The sequence below is a fragment of the [Mycobacterium] manitobense genome, assembly GCF_025821665.1.
Taxonomy (GTDB): Bacteria; Actinomycetota; Actinomycetes; order Mycobacteriales; family Mycobacteriaceae; genus Mycobacterium; species Mycobacterium arseniciresistens.
Genome location: NZ_JACKSJ010000142.1, coordinates 1 through 19,153, shown reverse-complemented (window position 1 = coordinate 19,153; position 19,153 = coordinate 1). Strand labels below are relative to the sequence as shown.

Sequence of the window (19,153 nt, the reverse complement as noted above, 5' to 3'; positions counted from 1 at the left end):
GGCGGTTCCGGTCGACGCCTGCCCGCGGGGCCGTAGATTCGACGCCGACCGCCCGACGGAAGGGGCCACCATGCCGGAGAGCGGACTGCTGCTCGATCCCAACGCCTATGACCCGCAACACTTCGACGCCGAGACTCGCAGGCTGCTCCGCGCCCTGATCGACTGGTTCGAGGCGCGGGGCAAGACCAGGCTGCTCGACGACGACCTGCAGGCGGCCTGGGTGTCGGACTTCCTCGACTTCGTCAAGCGGGAACGGCTGTTCGCGACGTTCCTGACCCCGTCGGAGTACGGCGGCGGCGACCCGGACAAGCGCTGGGACACCTCCCGCAACGCCGCGCTGAGCGAGATCCTCGGCTTCTACGGGCTGGCCTACTGGTACGCCGAGCAGGTCACCATCCTCGGGCTCGGGCCGATCTGGCAGAGCGACAACATCAAGGCTAAGGAGAAGGCCGCCGCGCAGCTCGAGGACGGCGGGGTGATGGCGTTCGCGCTCTCCGAACGCGAACACGGCGCCGACATCTACAACACCGACCTGCTGTTGACGCCGGTGGGCGCCGACGACGACGAGGGCGTGGTGTTCCGCGCGTCGGGCGAGAAGTACTACATCGGCAACGGCAACGTGGCGGGCATGGTCTCGGTGTTCTCACGCCGCACCGACGTCGAGGGCGCCGACGGGTACGTGTGGTTCGTCGCGGACTCCGGGCACGACGACTACGAGCTGATCGGCAACGTGGTGCACGGCCAGATGTTCGTGAGCAACTTCCGGCTCAACGAGTATCCGGTGCACGAGGAGGACATCCTGTGCACCGGACCGGACGCGTTCTCCGCGGCCCTCAACACCGTCAACGTCGGCAAGTTCAACCTCTGCAGCGGCTCGATCGGGATGTGCGAGCACGCGTTCTACGAGGCGATCACCCACGCCAACAACCGCATCCTGTACGGCAACCCCGTCACCGACTTCCCGCATGTGCGAGCGGGTTTCGTCGAGGCGTTCGCCCGCCTGATCGCGATGAAACTCTTCAGCGACCGCGCCGTCGACTACTTCCGCAGCGCGAGTCTCAACGACCGCCGCTACCTGCTGTTCAACCCCGTCACGAAGTCGAAGGTGACCTCTGAGGGCGAGAAGGTGGTGACGCTGCTGTGGGACATCCTCGCCGCCAAGGGTTTCGAGCGGAACACCTACTTCTGTGAGGTCGCGCGCCTCATCGGCGCCCTGCCGAGACTCGAGGGCACCGTGCACGTCAACGTCGCGCAGATCCTCAAGTTCATGCCGAATTACATGTTCAACCCGGCGAGCTATCCGGAGGTCGGCACCCGCCGTGACCCGGCCGACGACGTCTTCTTCTGGTCGCAGGGTCCGGCCCGGGGCGCATCGAGGGTCCAGTTCGCCGACTGGGCGCCCGTATACGAACGGCACCTCGGCCTCCCCAACGTGGCGGTGTTCTACGAGCAGGTGCAGGCGCTGAAAGACCTGCTGACGACGTCACCGCCCGACGCGGACCAGCAGCGCGACCTGGACTTCGTGCTCGTCGTGGGCCACCTGTTCTCGCTGGTGGTGTACGGCCAGCTGATCCTCGAGCAGGCCGAGATCACCGGCCTCGACGGCGACCTGCTCGACCAGATCTTCGATGTGGCGATCCGCGATTTCTCCGGCTACGCCGTCGCGTTGCACGGCAAGCCGAGCTCGACTGACGCACAGCAGGGCTGGGCGGTGTCGACGCTGCGCAAGCCGGTGGCCGACGCCGAGCGATTCGACCGGGTGTGGACGCAGGTGGTGTCCTACGACGGCGCCTACGAGATGCGGCCCTGACCACCGGCGCCCGTCAGGCCCGCGCCATCTGGGCGTACCCGTCGGCGAGTGCGTGCAGTTGCGCCGCGCCGTCGCCGGCGAACGAGGCCCCGTGCATCGTCGCCAGCGTCGTCGGGCGCAGATCGGCCAACGTGGTCAGTGTCGGTCCGAGCGTGGCGGTCAGACCCGTCGCGCGGAAGAACTCCTCGGCCTGCAGGGCCGGTCCCACAAGGTCGGACTCCGTGAGCGCGGGGCATCTGCCTGCGTGGGTGAACAGATCGCCGGCCAGCAGCGTGCCGGTGCTCTCGTCGAACCAGAGGCCCGCCTCCCAGTTGTGCGGGACATGGGGCGTCGGGAGGAATCGCAGGACGTGACCTCCGATGTCGAGCGGCTCGTCGGTGGCGGCCACCGGCGGGCGGTCGCACATGTCGGTGAGCGACAGCATGCACGCCAGCGGGCCGTGGATCACCTCGGCGTGCGGTGCGGCCGCCAGCCAGTAATTCATCGCTCCGCACTCGTCGGCCTCCACGTGGCCGAAGGAGATCCACCGCAGCTGCTCGACGGGCATGACCCGGCTCACGGCCGCGGACACCAGCGGGAACAGCAGGCGTTGTCCACAGTGGAAGAGGAACGGTTCGTCGCCGGTCAGCAGGAACTGGTTCATCGTGAAGCCGTGCTCGGTGATGTCAGGTATCCAGGTCGAGAGCCGGAAGAAGCCGGGCGCGATCTCGTCCACAACGGTGTCCATGAATCGATGGTCCGCCGACCTCGACCGTTTCGGACCGGATACGCCGCCGGGAACAAATCGGCGGGCCGCCCGGTTGAGCCATTCGAACAAGTTGAGTGAATCAGGCTCAAGTCTGGGTTGACAGGAAGCGGTCAGCGGTTGCAGTCTTGAGTGCGGTCCGCTCAGACCCTACGTATCTAATCAGGAGGCAACACCATGGCTCGTGCGGTCGGAATCGACCTCGGGACCACCAACTCCGTGGTCGCGGTGCTCGAGGGCGGCGATCCCGTCGTCGTCGCGAACTCGGAGGGCTCGCGCACCACACCGTCGGTCGTCGCATTCGCCCGCAACGGCGAGGTGCTCGTCGGCCAGCCCGCCAAGAACCAGGCGGTCACCAACGTCGACCGGACCATCCGTTCGGTCAAGCGTGAGATCGGCACGGAATGGTCCGTGGAGATCGACGGCAAGAACTACACCCCCCAGGAGATCAGTGCGCGCATCCTGCAGAAGCTGAAGCGCGACGCCGAGAGCTACCTGGGTGAGGACATCACCGACGCGGTCATCACCGTGCCTGCGTACTTCAACGACGCCCAGCGGCAGGCCACCAAGGAAGCCGGCCAGATCGCCGGACTGAACGTGCTGCGCATCGTCAACGAGCCCACCGCGGCTGCCCTGGCCTACGGCCTGGACAAGGGCGAGAAGGAACAGACCATCCTGGTCTTCGACCTCGGCGGCGGCACGTTCGACGTGTCCCTGCTGGAGATCGGCGAGGGCGTCGTCGAGGTGCGCGCCACCTCGGGTGACAACCACCTCGGTGGCGACGACTGGGACGACCGGATCGTCGAGTGGCTCGTCGAGAAGTTCAAGGGCACCAGCGGCATCGACCTGACCAAGGACAAGATGGCGATGCAGCGGCTGCGTGAGGCCGCCGAGAAGGCGAAGATCGAGCTCTCGAGCTCGCAGAGCACCTCGATCAACCTGCCCTACATCACCGTCGACGCGGACAAGAACCCGCTGTTCCTCGACGAGCAGCTGACCCGCTCGGAGTTCCAGCGCATCACCCAGGATCTGCTGGACCGCACCCGCAAGCCGTTCCAGCAGGTGATCAAGGACGCCGGCATCTCGGTGTCCGACATCGATCACGTGGTGCTGGTGGGCGGCTCCACCCGGATGCCCGCGGTCTCCGAGCTCGTCAAGGAGATGACCGGTGGGCAGGAGCCCAACAAGGGCGTCAACCCCGACGAGGTCGTCGCGGTCGGCGCGGCCCTGCAGGCCGGCGTGCTGAAGGGTGAGGTGAAGGACGTCCTGCTGCTCGATGTCACCCCGCTGAGCCTCGGCATCGAGACCAAGGGCGGCGTGATGACCAAGCTCATCGAGCGCAACACCACGATCCCGACCAAGCGGTCGGAGACGTTCACCACGGCCGACGACAACCAGCCGTCGGTGCAGATCCAGGTGTTCCAGGGTGAGCGCGAGATCGCCTCGCACAACAAGCTGCTCGGCTCCTTCGAGCTGACCGGTATCCCGCCGGCTCCGCGCGGCGTGCCCCAGATCGAGGTGACGTTCGACATCGACGCCAACGGCATCGTGCACGTCACCGCGAAGGACAAGGGCACCGGTAAGGAGAACACGATCCGCATCCAGGAGGGCTCTGGCCTGTCCAAGGAGGAGATCGACCGGATGATCAAGGACGCCGAGGCGCACGCCGAGGAGGACCGCCAGCGTCGCGAGGAGGCCGACGTCCGCAACCAGGCCGAGTCGCTGGTCTACCAGACGGAGAAGTTCGTCAAGGAGCAGCGCGAGGCCGAAGGCGGCTCGAAGGTCCCCGAGGACACGCTGACCAAGGTGGACTCCGCCGTGGCCGACGCCAAGTCGGCTCTTGCCGGCACCGACATCTCGGCGATCAAGGCCGCGATGGAGAAGCTGGGCGAGGAGAGTCAGGCGCTTGGCCAGGCGATCTACGAGGCCACCCAGGCCGAGCAGGCCTCGGGCGGTGCTGCCGGCGGCTCCACCAACAGCGATGACGACGTCGTCGATGCCGAGGTCGTCGAGGATGACCGGGAGAACAAGTGAGTGAGAACGATCCGCACGAGCCGGTGACCATCACCGACAAACGGCGCATCGATCCCGACACCGGTGAGGTCCGCGAGGCTCCGGCTCCCGGCGGGCAGGAGCGCAGCGTCCCGGGGTCTGGCTCCAGTGAGCCGGCGCCCGCCGCCCCCGGCCGCGAGTCGGACACCGACGAGGTCGCCGAACTCAAGGGCACCCTGCAACGGGTGAAGGCCGAGTACGACAACTACCGCAAGCGGACGCTGCGCGATCAGCAGCTCATCGCCGAGCGGGCCAAGGTCGCGGCCGTCACCCAGTTGCTGCCCGTGCTCGACGACCTCGACCGGGCGCGTAGCCACGGTGATCTGGAGTCCGGCCCCCTGAAGTCGGTCGCCGACAAGCTGGCGACCGCGCTGGAAGGGCTCGGACTCTCCGGATTCGGCGAAGAGGGTGACCCCTTCGACCCGGCGCTGCACGAAGCCGTGCAGCACGAGGGCGAAGGCACCCACCCGATCGTCGGCACCGTGATGCGACGGGGATACCGGGTCGGCGAGCAGGTGGTGCGCCACGCGCTCGTCGGCGTGGTGGACACGGTTCCCGAGGCACCCGCCGACGGTGCCGGTGCGCAGGCCGGCCCCGCCCAGGACGCGGAATGAGCACCGGCGGTCGGGAGTCGAAGGCTCCCGACCGCCGCTCTTCCGGGACGACACCTGCGGCACGTCGACCCGGAAACCCGGCCGGCGGGCCCGCGAGGCAGCACAATCGAACAACACCCGACTTCAGAAAGGTGAGGGGGTGACGCGCTGATGGCCCAACGAGAATGGGTCGAGAAGGACTTCTACAAGGAGCTCGGCGTCTCCTCTGACGCCAGCGCCGACGACATCAAGCGTGCCTACCGCAAGCTGGCCCGCGACCTGCACCCCGACACCAATCCCGATCCGGCCGCCTCCGAGCGGTTCAAGGCGGTGTCGGAGGCCCACAGCGTCCTGTCGGATACGGCCAAGCGCAAGGAGTACGACGAGACCCGAAGGCTTTTCGCCGGAGGCGGTTTCGGTCGCGGCGGCCGGTACAGCGGCAGCACGTTCGGCACCGGTGGCGACGGTGCCGAGTTCAACCTGAACGACCTCTTCGACGCGGCAGGCCAGACCGGCGGCGCGAACATCGGCGACCTGTTCGGCGGGCTGTTCGGCCGGGGCGCCGCCCAGCCACGGCCGACCCGGCCGCGGCGCGGCAACGACCTCGAGACCGAGGCCGAACTGTCGTTCCTGGAGGCCACCAAGGGCGTGGCGATGCCGCTTCGGCTGACCAGCCAGGCGCCCTGCACGAATTGCCATGGCAGCGGCGCACGCCCGGGCACCAGCCCGAAGGTGTGCCCGAACTGCAACGGCTCGGGCGTGGTGAACCGCAACCAGGGCGCGTTCGGCTTCTCCGAACCCTGCACCGAGTGCAAGGGCAGCGGCTCGATCATCGAGCACCCCTGCGGCGAGTGCAGCGGTTCCGGCGTCACCACCCGGACCCGGACCATCAACGTCCGGATCCCACCGGGTGTCGAGGACGGTCAGCGCATCCGGCTGGCCGGCCAGGGTGAGGCAGGGCTGCGCGGGGCGCCGTCGGGTGACCTGTACGTGACCGTGCACGTCCGCCCGGACAAGGTGTTCGGCCGCGACGGTGACGACCTGACCGTGACGGTGCCGGTGAGCTTCCACGAGCTCGCGCTTGGCACAACGCTTTCGGTGCCGACCCTGGAGGGCAAGGTCGGTGTGCGGGTGCCACGTGGCACCTCCGACGGCCGCATCCTGCGGGTGCGCGGTCGCGGTGTGCCGAAGCGGTCGGGTGGCCATGGCGATCTGCTGGTCACGGTGAAGGTGGCGGTGCCACCGAATCTCGAGGGCGAGGCTGCCGAGGCACTGGAGGCGTACGCGAAAGCTGAACGCGCCAGCGGATTCGACCCGCGGGCGGGATGGGCGGGTGCGTGATGCCCAAGCGTGCCGACGACGCCCGCACGTTCCTGATCTCGGTGGCCGCTGAACTCGCAGGCATGCACGCGCAGACGCTGCGCACGTACGACCGGCTCGGTCTGGTCAGCCCGCAGCGCAGTTCTGGTGGCGGACGGCGGTATTCGGAGCGCGACGTCGACCTGCTGCGGGAAGTGCAGCGGCTATCCCAGGACGAGGGCGTCAACCTGGCCGGGATCAAGCGCATCATCGAGCTGACCAATCAGGTCGAGGCGCTGCAGTCACGACTCAAGGAGATGGCCGCCGAGATCGACGAGTTGCGCGCCGGTCAGCGGCGCGATGTCGCGGTGTCGTCCACCAAGGCCCTGGTGGTCTGGCAGCCGCGGCACAAGCGCTAGTCGATGGTGATGGAGAACGTGGCGGTGTCCCCGGAGTGCGGCCCGGTGCCGGGCTCCGCTGTCCGGTACCCGCCACGCCGCAGTGCATCGGTCGGCGCGGCCATCGGCTCGATGCCGACGACGGCGTCGCTGCCCGGCGCGAAGAGTTGCGCGGCGGGATAGCCGCGGACATAGGTGACCTCGATACGCCGGTCGCCGCCGGACAGCGCGAACACCGCGCCTTCTGGCACCTCGTCGAATCCGTCGTCGAGTTCGCGGCGTCCGAGCGGCTCGGATTCGGCGGCCCATTCGGCCTGTTCCCCGGTCGGGATGCCGCGGTCGTCGGTGGGCAGCCGCCGCATGGCCGGCGTCTGCAGCACCCACTCCTCGCGCGGGACCCCGGGCACCGTGAGGTACGGGTGATAGCCGTAGCACAGCGGCACCGGGGTGTCGGTGGACGGCGCCACGGTGGTGGCCACGGTCAGCCTGCGGTCGGCCAGTGTCACCGACATGGTCAGGACGTGCGGGAACGGGAACGACTCCATCAGCCGCGGTGTCGCGCCCCAGTCGAGGCTCGCGACCAGCCGGTGGCCGTCCTGTTCGACGACGTCCCAGCCGGGATCGGCGGCGAGCACACCGTGGATGGGTGCGCCGTGTTCGTCGGCTCGCACCCCCGCCTCGCCCGGGGTCAGGGTGACCTGCGTGCCGTCGACGTCGTAGGTGTTGGCGCCCAACCGGTTGGCCCACGGGTACAGGATCGGGATGCCCATCGTCTTGCCCGCGGCGATGTAGGCCTCCACGCCGCGGCGCTGGCCGAGGAACTCGACGCCGTCGTCGGCCAGCGACGTGCAGATCATGCCCGCCGACGGGACGTATGTGGTGGTCAGCGAGGACGATGGATCGCGCAGGGTGACAGGGGTGTGGTCAGGCATCGTCCGAGTCTTTCACGGACGGTCAGCCGGCGAGCGGGTCGTGTTGGATCCGTTCGGCCGGTGCGCCTTTGGTGATCAATGCGGCCCTGGTCGCCTCGACCATCTGGGGACCCCCGCAGACCAGGATCTGCCGGTCGCCCCAGTTGCCGTAGCGGGTCACCACGTCCGGCAGCAGGCCGGTCTGCCGGACGTGCAGGCCACGCGGAGGTCGGACGTCGGGGAAGTCGGCCGCCCACGGCGGATCGGTGCTGAACTCCGACACCGGCGTCACCGAGAGCCACGGGTTGGTCGACGCGACCTGCCACAATGTCTTCAGATCGTAGAGCTCGCAGGGGAATCGGGCGCCGAAGAACAGGTGAACCCGCGGGTTGTCGCCGAACCGGGTCATGTCCATGATCAGGGTGCGCAGCGGCGCCAGCCCAGTGCCGCCCGCGACCATCAGCACGTCACCGCCGGCCCGGTCGACGTGCAGGCCGCCGTGCGGGCTGGACAGCCGCCACCGGTCTCCCGGCTGCGTCTCGCCGACGATGGCGGTGCTCACCATGCCGCCGGGTACCGACCGGATGTGGAACTCGATCGCCCCGCCGCGGTCCGCGGGAATGGACGGGCTCAGGTAGCGCCAGCGCCGGGGCCATTGCGGCACTTGCACGGTCACGTACTGGCCGGGGTGGTAGAAGAGCGGCTGGTCGAGCTGCAGCCGCACCACCGACACGTCCCGGCAGGCCCGGATGTGTTCGATCACGGTGCCGTCGCAGTAGGCCGGCGCCGCCTCGGCGTCCGCGGCGCCGCGCATCACGCCGGTGACCAGGGTGACCGCGTCGTGGGTGGCCTCGGCGAGCCGGTCGTCCCATCGGTCGCTCAGCCGGTCGCGAAGCGCGGTGGACAGCGCGTGGGCCATGGAGTCGTAATGTGCCTGGGTGACACCGTATTTGCGGTGGTCGCGACCGAGCTGAGCCAGGAACGCCACCGGCTCCTCGGCGCGCTGGGCGATCAGTTCCCCGAACAGCCAGGTCATCGCCTGGGCGAAGACTCTGCGCTGCTGCTCCATGTCCGGGGGGAACAGGTCGCGTGCCGAGAGGTCGATGGCGAACCAGTGGGTGTAGAACCGGCGGATCGTCTCGTCGGAGCCGAGGGCGGGGTCGACGGCGTCACGCAGCAGCATCAGCGCGTCACGGTCGTCGAGTCCCACGCCGTTCGAGTCTAAGTGACCCGGTTGCGGCGCATCGCGGCGATGACCACGAGCGTCGCCCCGAAGGCCGCCCAGCAGGTCAGGACGGCGATCGCGGTGCCTGCTCCGTTGCCGGAGAAGAACGCCGTCGACCGCAGCAGTGTCGCGGTCGCGCCCTGCGGCAGGAGCTGGCCCAGCTGACCCCAGCCACTGGGCAGCAGTTCCGGCGCGGAGGCCAGGCCCGAGAGCGGGTTGCCGAGCAGCACGGCCAGTACGGCGCCGGCGATCAGGCCTGGCCGGCCGAACAGCGATCCGAGGCCGAGCAGCAGCAGCCCGGATGCCAGCACGCCGAGCGTCAGTCCGGCGGCCACACCCCAGAGGTTCTGGTCGATGGAGCCGAAGGCATAGCGCAGCAGGGCGGCGACGGTGAGGCCGGCTACCGGTGCATACAGGACGACGGCCGCCAGGCGCGTCCACACCTCGCGGCGCAGCACGAGCACCAGCGCGACTGCCGGCAGCAGGCCGGCCAGGGTGATGGGCAGCGCCGAGGCGGGAAGCCCGACGCCACGGGGATCGCCCGCGGTGGGCGGGGCGAGGTCCTCGGTGGGGATGGGGGCACCCCTCTCTTGGGCGAGACCGTTGCCGAGCTGGGTGAGCATCTGGGCGACGGCCGGGCCCGCGCCGGTGGCGATGAGCAGGCGCGGGCCGTCGGGTCCGATGGCGATGCCGCCGTAGACGTCGCGGTGGAGGATCGCGTCCCGCAGGGCGGTCTCACCGGGGAAGTAGGTCACCGCGAAGGCGCCGGGAGCCTGGCGGTCGAGCCGTTCGGCGAACTGCCCGTTGGCGGCCTGCGGCCCGGCGATGCCGATCGGGACGTCGTGGGGCGCCGACTTGGTGGCGGGTAGTGCGAAGGCGATCGCGATGGTGGCGAGCACGACCGTGAGGACGGCGAGGATCCCGGTGGCCCGCAGCGCCGCCGGCGGTTCGTGGGCGGGCACCGCGTGCTGGGCGTGCGGTGCGGATGTCGTCGCCATGACCGCTCCTTTTCATTGAGTGTTGAATTCGGTGCGGCGAGCGTAACGCCGTGGCTGCACATTTTCAACACATATTGAAATGATAATCTCGTCGCATGGCCCCACCAGCGAAGACGACGCGGCGCCGCGGCCGGCGGCAGGGTGAGCCGGTGTCGCGGGACGCCGTGCTGGCCGCGGCCAAGAAGCGGTTCGCCAGTGAGGGGTATGAGCGCACCACCCTGCGTGCGATCGCCGACGACGCCCACGTCGATCCGTCGATGGTGCTCTACCTGTTCGGCTCGAAACTCGACCTGTTCCGCGAATCGCTGCGGCTGATCCTGGAGCCGCAGATACTCGTCGACGCGCTGTCGGAGGGCGACGGCGACGTCGGCACCCGGATGGTGCGGGTCTATCTGCGGATCTGGGAGTCGCCGGAGACCGGGCCGAGCATGGTGACGATGCTGCAGTCGGCGACGTCCAACACCGACGCACACGAGGCGTTCCGCAGCTTCATGCAGAACTACGTGCTGACCGCCGTCGCCGGGGTGCTCGGCGGCGACGAATCGGCCCGGCTGCGCGCGATGCTCGCGGCGACCACACTGGTCGGCACCGCAATGCTGCGCTACGTCATGAAGATCCCGCCGCTGGCCACGCTGACCGGCGACGAGCTCGTCGGCCTGCTCGCACCCACCGTGACGCGCTACCTCACCGCCGACGCCGAAGAGCTGGGTCTACCCGGCGCATCGGCGTGATGCCTTAGCCAAGTCCCCAGGTCCGCCATGCGCAGTGCTTCGACGCGCATGCGACGCGCCATCGGGATACCGTTCTGCGACGGGCGCCCCGGCACCTCCTCGCGGTCCTGTTGTGCGTCACGTGCCACGAGGACGACCGACGAGGGATGACCATGACCACTGACGTCCACTACGGGCACATCTTCCACCTGAAGGGCAGCCCGACCGTCACGGAGGCGGCCGCCGCGCTGGTGTCCGTCCCGGACGGGGCGTTGGTGGTGGGTTCCGACGGCAGGGTCCTGTTCGCCGGCGAAAGAGCCGCAGTACCGGCCGAATACGCGTCGGCGACGGTGCACGATCAGCGCGGCGGGTACCTGCTGCCGGGGTTCGTCGACACTCACATCCACTTCCCCCAGACGTATGCGGGGGACTCCTACGGCGGCGGTCAGCTGCTGGAGTGGCTCACCAACTGCATCTTCCCGTCCGAATCCAGTTATGCAGAACCCGAATTCGCGCAAGAGGCGGCAGTGGAGTTCACCCGGCGTCGGATCGCGGCGGGCACCACCGCCGCGATGGTGTTCGGCTCGGCGTTCCCGCACGCGCAGGACGCGTTGTTCAGCCAGACGCAGAAGGCGGGTCTGCGGATCGTGTCGGGCCGGGGTATCCAGACCCGCGGCCCCGCCAGCGCCGAACCGCTGATCACCTCCGAGGAGGACGCGATCCGCCTGACCCGCGAGGAGATCGAGAAGTGGCACGCCGCCGACACCGGCGACGTGAACACCGCACTGCTGCACGTGGCGATCGTGCCCAGATTCTCACTCGCGGTGACCACCGAGACCCTGAGGAACCTCGGTGAGCTGTACGACGAGTTCCGCGACCGCGGCGTCTACGTGCACACCCACCTCAACGAGAACAACCGCCCGGGCACCGGCGAGGTCGACTCCACCAAGCGCGAGTACCAGGTGGACACCTACCTCGACACCTACGACGGGAAGTTCCTTCCGGGCTCGCAGGTCGGTGGCAAGAGCCTGCTGGGCCCGCGGACCATCCTCGCGCACTGCGTGCACTGCCAGGACGCCGAACTGGCGCGGATGGCGGAGACCGGCGCCTCGATCGCGCACTGCCCGGTGTCGCAGCTGTTCCTCGGCTCGGGAACCATGCCGTGGAAGCGGACCATCGCCAGTGGCGTGAACGTCGCCGCAGGAACGGATTTCGGTGGGGGAGACGAGTGGCTGGTGCCGCGGGTGCTCGGTGACGCATTCAAGCAGCACATCAGTGAGGACGGCGCGGCCGGCGTCTCGCTGCATCCCGCCGAACTGCTGTTCCTCGGAACCCTCGGCGGCGCACGCGCCCTCGACATGGAGGACAGGTTCGGCAACTTCGACGAGGGCAAGGAGGCCGACTTCGTGGTGGTGCAGCCCGCAGGCGCCCTGAAAGGATTGCTGCGCAACGCCGTCCGCGCCGGCGACGCCGGCCTGGCCCGGGACCAGACGCTCTTCGCGCTGCTGATGGGTCTGCGGGAGTCGTCGATCGCCGAGGTGTACGTGCGGGGCCGGCGCGTGGTCGCCTGAATCTCGAGAACCGATGGACCAGGTGACGGCGGTGTCGGTGTTCCGACTACATCACGCCGTGAATGCCCTTGTACAGCAACAGAAGACCGATGACCACGAGGATTCCGGCCACGAGTACGGCATGCCTGCGCTCCAGCCAGTCGCCGACCCGGCGCAGCGTCGGGTCGAGGCGTTGGGTGAACAGTGAGTACGCCACAATGGGCAGCAGCACCGTCGAGCCGGCGACGAGGACGAAGTAGACGACGGCCGACCACGCGCCCAAGACGCCAAGGCCGCTGCTGCCGATCGCCATACCCGAAGCGGCGCTGATGAAGAACACCTTCGGGTTGACGACCACCAGCGTCAGCGCGGTGAGGAACGCGCGGGCGGGCGACAGCGTGGTCAACGAGGTCATCCACTTCGGCGAATGCGTGTCGCCGCGCCGCGTCCAGCGGAACACCCCGAGCCCGATCAGGATGACGCCCACGGCGATCCGCAGCCACGACGCCCACGCCGGTGGCTTGTCGAAGTCGCCGATCAGGCCCGACACCAGCAGGAAGACGGCAGCGAGTGCGAAGAGTCCGAGCAGCCAGCCGGCCAGGAAGGACAGGCCGGCGGGCCGTGGCCGCGGTGAGCGGAGCACCAGCACCGCCGGGATGATCGACAGCGGTGACAGTGCGATCACGAGCGCCAGGGGAATCAGTTCGACCAGTTCCGACACCCAACGCCCGGTCATGGTGTTGAACCTAGCAAGCGCAGGCGCCGGATCGTGGTTCGACGGGGCGCGTCGTCAGCCTGGAATCCGCAGTGCTTCGGAGACCGCGGCGTACATGGTGGTCTTGATCGCCCCGAGGGTGCCGGGATCCTTGCCGAGTATCGGTTGCAGCCGTTGCACGGCGGCGTCGACGATGCCGTCTTCGGGGGCGGTGTCATCGACGAGGGCGGCGGCCTGCGCTTCCGGGCCGCCGTAGCGGTGCCCGGTGGTCATGGCGGTGACGGCGGTCTGCGGGGGGAGCTTTGCCTGGATGAGCGCCGCCATGCCGGGGGTGAAGGGGATGCGGATGTCCACCTCGGGGAAGCAGAAGTAGCCGCGGTCGTCGCGCATGACGCGGTAGTCGTGGGCGACCGCGAGCATGGAGCCTGCGCCGAATGCGTGGCCGTTCACCGCGGCGACGGTCGGTAGCGGGAACGTCAGCAGGCGGGCGAGGAGTTCCTGCACCCGCCCGACGTACCAGCCCAGCCGATCGCCGTTCGCGCCGAGCCAGTCGAGGTCGAGGCCGTTGGAGTAGAACTTGCCGATTCCGGTGGTGATCAGCGCCTGCGCGTTGGTCGTGACCTCGTCGAGCTGAGTGTTCACGGTGTCCAGCCAGTCGACGGAGAAGCGGTTCTCGTCGTCGCCGAGGGTCAGCACGGCGATCGTGTCGCGGTACTCGAGTGTCGAGGGCATCAGGGTTGTCCTTTCGTGGGGTGGAGATAGGGGCTCAGGGGGTGGCAGCGGAACGGTCAGCACGGCGCGCACGGCGGCGGCCAGCCGCTCGCGCGCGGCGGGGTCGGCGGTGCGGTCGCCGTGCAGCAGCAGTGCGGTCGGGAGTTCGACGACGCAGTCGCGGATGACAGCGACGGACTGCCTGTCCGCACGGCCCCACAGGCTGCGCGACAACCGCACGAAGAGCTCTCCGAGCGCCCTGTCGAGTCGGCGCAGCTGATCGGCGACGCCGTCCGGCACCTCCCCGGACCGGAGTAGTTCGTCGCGGGGAACGTTCAACAGGAACCGCGTCGAGGTCGGCTTCCGGTCGAAGAACAGCGCCGGGCAGAGTGCCGCCACCACAACGGCTTCCACCGCGCTCGCGTCGCCGGCGACGTCGCCCCCGCCCGTGAGCGCCTGATCGACGACATCGCGCTGGAGCTGCAGGAAGCTCTCCGCGGCCCGTACCCACGCCCGGCCGAGCAGCCCGGCCCGTGATTCGAATGCGTGGTAAAGCGCGCCGTTGGACACCGACGTCGCCTCCGACAGGGCGCGGATCGTCACCGCGGCGGGCCCGGCGGTGACCGCGAGCTCCTCGGCGGCGTCGAGCACGCGGTCGAGGTCGTGGACGCGGGGCCGGGGCATGGCTGCCACCATAACAGAGCACTTGCTCTGTAATGGATGTGATGAGTCCGGCAGTGTCGAGGGGTCTACCTACATACGACGATTGCGAGAGAAGGGAGTGCTCATGTCGATCGAGCACGTGCTGGCCGTGGTTCCGGTGTCCGACCTGGAGAAGAGCCGGCAGTGGTACACCGCGCTGTTCGGGCGCCCGGCGGACAACGACCCGATGCCCAGCCTCACCGAGTGGCAGGTGCTGCCGGGCGCGTGGGTGCAGGTGTTCGTGGATCCCGAGCGGGCGGGCAAGGGGCAGCTCAACGTCGCCGTCGACGACCTCGAGGCTCACCTCGGTGAATTGCGCGGCCGCGGCATCGAGCCCGGCGAGATCGTCGAGGCCAACAAGGGCGTGCGGTTATCGCAGATCGCCGACCCGGACGGCAACGTCATCGGCGTCATCGGGGGCTTCCGGCCCGATTACTGAGCCGCGGCCCATCGTCGCGCCGATTTTCGTAGAGCGTGTCGACATTCAAGTCGCTGATCGTCGATTTCGATCGGGTGCCGACAGTACGATCGGACGTGCGTCGACAATGCTGCGACGAAGGGGGCCGGTCATCGATGTTGTTGCATCGCAGGGCTTCCCGCTCGGGCAACCGGTCCTGCGGTTCCAGGCGAAACCCAGACTGGGTGACATCGCCTGCGAGGTGGTCGGCGGAAACGGAGAGCTGATCGGCCTGATCCGGGCACGGTCCAAAATCCCCGAGTACTTCGGCCGTGAGACACGGACGCTCGAATTCGCACTTCTGCGGCCGAGCGGCGCCGCAGCTCTCACCTTTACCCGCATCGGCGGTGGGACTCGGCATCACAACCTCGTCGTCCAGGACGGCGGCGGCGCGCACCTCGGCCGGTTGCGGCAGATCAGCGCCCCCGGGCGGCTGTGGCGCACGCCGCGCCTGTCGATGGCACTCGAGTACGGATCGGAGCTGCTCGGACTCACCGAAGTGTGCGTACTGCCGTCGGACACGGCCGCGATCGTGACTGTTCCGGTGCGCACCGAATCCGGTCACGTGCTCGCCGTTGTCGAGCGACGTTGCCGCGAGGACGGTCACTTTTTCGACTACGAGCTGGACTGTCCGGTTCCGGTCGCCCCGCCGCTGCCCGACCTACTCGCGGCGACGGGGTTCGCGCATCATTTCTACGACCGGATCGCGATCGGCCCACCTGCTGATTCCCAGCCCAAAAGTTTCTGGACTTGAGCGGAACACACTCAACCTTGACGACGTTGAACATGCCGAGAAGCATTTTGACCACCCCGTAGAGAGTGAATCGGAGGTTGTGGTGGATTCGTTCAACCCGACGACCAAGACGCAGGCCGCGCTCACGTCGGCCCTGCAGGCGGCCACCGTCGCAGGAAACCCGCAGATCGCCCCCGCGCATCTGCTGATGTCGCTGCTCACGCAGAACGACGGCATCGCCGCCCCGCTGCTCGAGGCCGTCGGCGTCGAACCGGCGACGATCCGCGCCGAGGCGCAACGGCTCGTCGACCGGCTGCCCCGCGCCAGCGGCGCCAACAGCCAGCCCCAGCTGAGCCGGGAGTCGCTGGCCGCGATCACCGCCGCCCAGCAGCTGGCCACTGAGATGGACGACGAATACGTCTCCACCGAGCACCTGCTGGTCGGCCTGGCCACCGGCGACTCGGACGTCGCCAAGCTGCTCACCGGCGCGGGCGCGTCGCCAGAGGCCCTGCGCGAGGCGTTCACCAAGGTCCGCGGCAGCGCCCGCGTCACCAGCCCCGATCCCGAAGGCACCTACCAGGCCCTGGAGAAGTACTCCACCGACCTCACCGCCCGCGCGCGGGAAGGCAAGCTCGACCCCGTCATCGGTCGCGACACCGAGATCCGTCGCGTCGTGCAGGTGCTTTCGCGTCGCACCAAGAACAATCCGGTGCTGATCGGCGAGCCCGGTGTCGGTAAGACCGCGATCGTCGAGGGCCTGGCCCAGCGCATCATCGCCGGCGACGTGCCGGAGAGCCTGCGCGACAAGACCGTCGTCTCGCTCGACCTCGGCTCGATGGTGGCCGGCTCGAAGTACCGCGGTGAATTCGAGGAGCGGCTCAAGGCCGTCCTCGACGACATCAAGAACTCGGCCGGTCAGATCATCACGTTCATCGACGAGCTGCACACCATCGTCGGCGCCGGCTCCACCGGCGATTCGTCGATGGACGCGGGCAACATGATCAAGCCGATGCTCGCCCGCGGCGAGCTGCGGCTGGTCGGCGCCACCACGCTCGACGAGTACCGCAAGTACATCGAGAAGGACGCCGCGCTGGAGCGCCGCTTCCAGCAGGTCTACGTCGGCGAGCCGTCGGTCGAGGACACCGTCGGCATCCTGCGTGGCCTCAAGGAGCGCTACGAGGTGCACCACGGCGTGCGCATCACCGACTCGGCTCTCGTCTCCGCTGCCACTCTGTCTGATCGCTACATCACCGCCCGCTTCCTGCCGGACAAGGCCATCGACCTGGTCGACGAGGCCGCGTCGCGGCTGCGGATGGAGATCGACTCCCGGCCCGTCGAGGTCGACGAGGTCGAGCGGCTGGTCCGTCGCCTCGAAATCGAGGAAATGGCGCTGGCCAAGGAGGAAGACGCCGCGTCGGCGGACCGGCTGGTGAAGCTGCGGTCAGAACTGGCCGACAAGAAGGAACAGCTGACCGAGCTGACCACCCGCTGGCAGAACGAGAAGCACGCCATCGACGCGGTCCGCGAGCTCAAGGAACAGCTCGACGCACTGCGTCAGGAATCCGAGCGCGCCGAGCGCGACGGCGACCTGGCCAAGGCCGCCGAGCTGCGCTACGGCCGCATCCCCGAGGTCGAGAAGAAGCTCGACGCGGCGGTGCCCCAAGCCGAGGCGCGTGAGGACGTCATGCTCAAGGAGGAGGTCGGCCCCGACGACATCGCCGAGGTGGTGTCGGCGTGGACCGGCATCCCCGCCGGCCGGATGCTCGAGGGCGAGACCGCCAAGCTGCTGCGCATGGAGGACGAGCTGGGCAGGCGCGTCGTCGGCCAGAAGAAGGCCGTGCAGGCCGTCTCCGACGCCGTCCGCCGCAGCCGCGCCGGGGTCGCCGACCCGAACCGGCCCACCGGCTCGTTCATGTTCCTCGGACCCACCGGTGTCGGTAAGACCGAGCTGGCGAAGGCACTGGCCGAGTTCCTGTTCGACGACGAACGCGCGATGGTCCGCATCGACATGAGCGAGTACGGCGAGAAGCACTCGGTGGCCCGCCTCGTCGGTGCGCCTCCCGGCTACGTCGGTTACGACCAGGGCGGCCAGCTGACCGAGGCGGTGCGACGTCGCCCGTACACGGTGATCCTGTTCGACGAGATCGAGAAGGCCCACCCGGATGTGTTCGACGTGCTGCTGCAGGTGCTCGACGAGGGCAGGCTGACCGACGGCCAGGGCCGCACGGTCGACTTCCGCAACACCATCCTGATCCTGACGTCCAACCTGGGCGCCGGTGGTTCGGAGGAGATGGTGATGGCGGCGGTGCGCTCGGCCTTCAAGCCGGAGTTCATCAACCGCCTCGACGACGTCATCATCTTCGACGGGCTCAATCCCGAGGAGCTGGTCTCGATCGTCGACATCCAGCTGCAGCAGCTGGCCAAGCGGCTGGCGCAGCGCCGCCTCACCCTCGAGGTGTCGCTGCCTGCGAAGAAGTGGCTCGCCCAGCGCGGATTCGATCCGCTCTACGGCGCCCGGCCGCTGCGCAGGCTGATCCAGCAGGCGATCGGCGACCAGCTGGCGAAGCTGCTGCTGGCCGGTGACGTGCACGACGGCGACGTGGTGCCCGTCAACGTGAGCGCCGACGGCGACGGGCTGGTGCTCGGCTGACCTGATACGCCGAGACTGCGGTCAGATCGCGAATCCCCACTCCGGGGCGATCTGGCCGCAGTTTCGCGTTCGAGGTCGATACTCGTGTGACTGGAGAGACGCATGACAGTCGACGAGACGCGGTTGTGACCAACTTGAGTTCGGGCGAAAGCGGTACCAGCAAGTAGGCTAGGACCAATGGTCCCGCTCTGGTTCACGCTGTCCGCGCTCTGCTTCGTGGGTGCGGCCGTGCTGCTGTACGTCGACATCGACCGTCGACGCGGGCTCGGCCGCCGCCGGAAGTCCTGGGCGAAATCGCACGGCTTCGACTACGAACACGAGTCCGCCGACATCCTCAAGCGCTGGAAGCGCGGAGTCATGTCGACCGTCGGCGACGTCAACGCCCGCAACGTGGTGCTCGGCCAGATCCGCGGCGAGGCCGTCTTCATCTTCGACCTCGAGGACGTCGCAACCGTGATCGCGCTGCACCGCAAGGTCGGCACGAACGTGGTCGTCGACGTGCGCCTCAAAGACATCAAGGAACCGCGCGAGAACGACATCTGGCTGCTCGGCGCCATCGGGCCGCGGATGGTCTACTCCACCAACCTCGACGCCGCCCGGCGCGCCTGCGATCGCCGGATGGTGACGTTCGCCCACACCGCGCCGGACTGCGCCGAGATCATGTGGAACGAGCAGAACTGGACGCTGGTCAGCATGCCGGTCACCAGTACCCGCGCCCAGTGGGACGAGGGCCTGCGGACCGTGCGGCAGTTCAACGACCTGCTGCGCGTCCTGCCGCCCGTCCCGCAGCCCGCCGCCAGCCAGCCTGCGCCCAGGCGCAGCGGCTCGCCGAGCCGTCCGCTCAAGCCGGCCCCCGCGCCCCCGAGCCGTCCGCTCAAGCCGGCCCCCGCGCCC

At 68.7% G+C, this 19,153-nt stretch carries 17 protein-coding genes and 1 pseudogene; 11 read left to right on the top strand and 7 right to left on the bottom strand.

Annotated elements, in window-relative coordinates; translation table 11 throughout:
* Positions 1-70: 70 nt before the first annotated feature.
* The gene (locus H7I41_RS16805; RefSeq protein WP_264013751.1) at positions 71-1,810 is read left to right on the top strand and encodes an acyl-CoA dehydrogenase family protein; all 1,740 of its coding nucleotides are present in this window, start codon (positions 71-73) and stop codon (positions 1,808-1,810) included.
* A 13-nt stretch (positions 1,811-1,823) separates the two neighbouring features.
* On the opposite strand, the gene H7I41_RS16800 is transcribed toward H7I41_RS16805, so the two are convergent.
* A complete protein-coding gene (locus tag H7I41_RS16800) occupies positions 1,824-2,537 on the bottom strand; it encodes an oxygen-binding di-iron domain-containing protein (protein ID WP_264013739.1) in 714 nt (237 codons plus the stop codon).
* A gap of 195 nt (positions 2,538-2,732) precedes the next feature.
* Between H7I41_RS16800 and dnaK the strand changes: the two genes are divergently transcribed.
* The 4 genes from dnaK to H7I41_RS16780 all read left to right on the top strand — a co-directional run bounded on the left by dnaK (position 2,733) and on the right by H7I41_RS16780 (position 6,918).
* A complete protein-coding gene (dnaK, locus tag H7I41_RS16795; protein WP_264013737.1) occupies positions 2,733-4,589 on the top strand; it encodes a molecular chaperone DnaK in 1,857 nt (618 codons plus the stop codon).
* Positions 4,586-5,221, top strand: coding sequence for a nucleotide exchange factor GrpE (grpE, locus tag H7I41_RS16790; protein ID WP_264013736.1), 636 nt, complete (start codon positions 4,586-4,588; stop codon positions 5,219-5,221). The genes dnaK and grpE overlap by 4 nt, the downstream gene beginning before the upstream one ends.
* Positions 5,222-5,371: 150 nt before the next feature.
* Positions 5,372-6,541, top strand: coding sequence for a molecular chaperone DnaJ (gene dnaJ / locus H7I41_RS16785; protein WP_264013735.1), 1,170 nt, complete (start codon positions 5,372-5,374; stop codon positions 6,539-6,541).
* The gene (locus H7I41_RS16780) at positions 6,541-6,918 is read left to right on the top strand and encodes a heat shock protein transcriptional repressor HspR (protein WP_264013734.1); all 378 of its coding nucleotides are present in this window, start codon (positions 6,541-6,543) and stop codon (positions 6,916-6,918) included. Before dnaJ ends, H7I41_RS16780 begins: the two co-directional genes overlap by 1 nt.
* On the opposite strand, the gene H7I41_RS16775 is transcribed toward H7I41_RS16780, so the two are convergent.
* From H7I41_RS16775 to H7I41_RS16765, 3 genes are read right to left on the bottom strand one after another with little or no spacing between them, the layout of a single operon-like run.
* Positions 6,915-7,829 carry an aldose 1-epimerase gene (locus tag H7I41_RS16775; RefSeq protein ID WP_264013733.1) on the bottom strand — a complete coding sequence of 305 codons (915 nt, stop codon included), beginning with the start codon at positions 7,827-7,829 and terminating at the stop codon, positions 6,915-6,917. The genes H7I41_RS16780 and H7I41_RS16775 overlap by 4 nt on opposite strands.
* Before the next feature lie 22 nt (positions 7,830-7,851).
* Positions 7,852-9,018 carry an FAD-binding oxidoreductase gene (locus tag H7I41_RS16770; protein WP_264013732.1) on the bottom strand — a complete coding sequence of 389 codons (1,167 nt, stop codon included), beginning with the start codon at positions 9,016-9,018 and terminating at the stop codon, positions 7,852-7,854.
* An 11-nt stretch (positions 9,019-9,029) separates the two neighbouring features.
* Positions 9,030-10,031, bottom strand: a complete 1,002-nt coding sequence (locus H7I41_RS16765) for an ABC transporter permease (protein WP_264013731.1) — start codon at positions 10,029-10,031, stop codon at positions 9,030-9,032.
* 95 nt (positions 10,032-10,126) lie between these two features.
* Between H7I41_RS16765 and H7I41_RS16760 the strand changes: the two genes are divergently transcribed.
* Both H7I41_RS16760 and H7I41_RS16755 read left to right on the top strand, forming a co-directional pair.
* Positions 10,127-10,762: a TetR/AcrR family transcriptional regulator gene (locus H7I41_RS16760; protein ID WP_264013730.1), complete on the top strand. Its 636-nt coding sequence runs from the start codon at positions 10,127-10,129 to the stop codon at positions 10,760-10,762.
* Positions 10,763-10,914: 152 nt separating this feature from the next.
* Entirely contained in the window at positions 10,915-12,312 is a 1,398-nt protein-coding gene (locus H7I41_RS16755) for an amidohydrolase family protein (protein WP_264013729.1), read from the top strand.
* A 46-nt stretch (positions 12,313-12,358) separates the two neighbouring features.
* Here the strand turns inward: H7I41_RS16755 and H7I41_RS16750 are convergent, their stop codons facing one another.
* The 3 genes and pseudogenes from H7I41_RS16750 to H7I41_RS30420 all read right to left on the bottom strand — a co-directional run.
* The gene (locus H7I41_RS16750; protein WP_264013728.1) at positions 12,359-13,027 is read right to left on the bottom strand and encodes a GAP family protein; all 669 of its coding nucleotides are present in this window, start codon (positions 13,025-13,027) and stop codon (positions 12,359-12,361) included.
* Between the two features lie 54 nt (positions 13,028-13,081).
* Complete coding sequence (locus tag H7I41_RS16745) at positions 13,082-13,738, bottom strand: enoyl-CoA hydratase-related protein (protein WP_264013750.1); 657 nt, start codon at positions 13,736-13,738, stop codon at positions 13,082-13,084.
* 36 nt (positions 13,739-13,774) lie between these two features.
* Positions 13,775-14,401, bottom strand: a pseudogene (locus H7I41_RS30420) (TetR family transcriptional regulator); the annotation flags it as partial.
* 103 nt (positions 14,402-14,504) lie between these two features.
* Between H7I41_RS30420 and H7I41_RS16735 the strand changes: the two are divergent.
* From H7I41_RS16735 to ttfA, 4 genes are all read left to right on the top strand, one after another.
* Positions 14,505-14,858: a VOC family protein gene (locus H7I41_RS16735; protein WP_264013727.1), complete on the top strand. Its 354-nt coding sequence runs from the start codon at positions 14,505-14,507 to the stop codon at positions 14,856-14,858.
* 106 nt (positions 14,859-14,964) lie between these two features.
* Positions 14,965-15,630: a DUF2510 domain-containing protein gene (locus H7I41_RS16730; RefSeq protein WP_264013726.1), complete on the top strand. Its 666-nt coding sequence runs from the start codon at positions 14,965-14,967 to the stop codon at positions 15,628-15,630.
* Between the two features lie 82 nt (positions 15,631-15,712).
* Positions 15,713-18,259 carry an ATP-dependent chaperone ClpB gene (clpB, locus tag H7I41_RS16725; protein WP_264013725.1) on the top strand — a complete coding sequence of 849 codons (2,547 nt, stop codon included), beginning with the start codon at positions 15,713-15,715 and terminating at the stop codon, positions 18,257-18,259.
* A gap of 177 nt (positions 18,260-18,436) precedes the next feature.
* Positions 18,437-19,153, top strand: a 717-nt coding sequence (gene ttfA, locus H7I41_RS16720) for a trehalose monomycolate transport factor TtfA (protein ID WP_264013724.1), incomplete at its 3' end; no start/stop codon positions are given.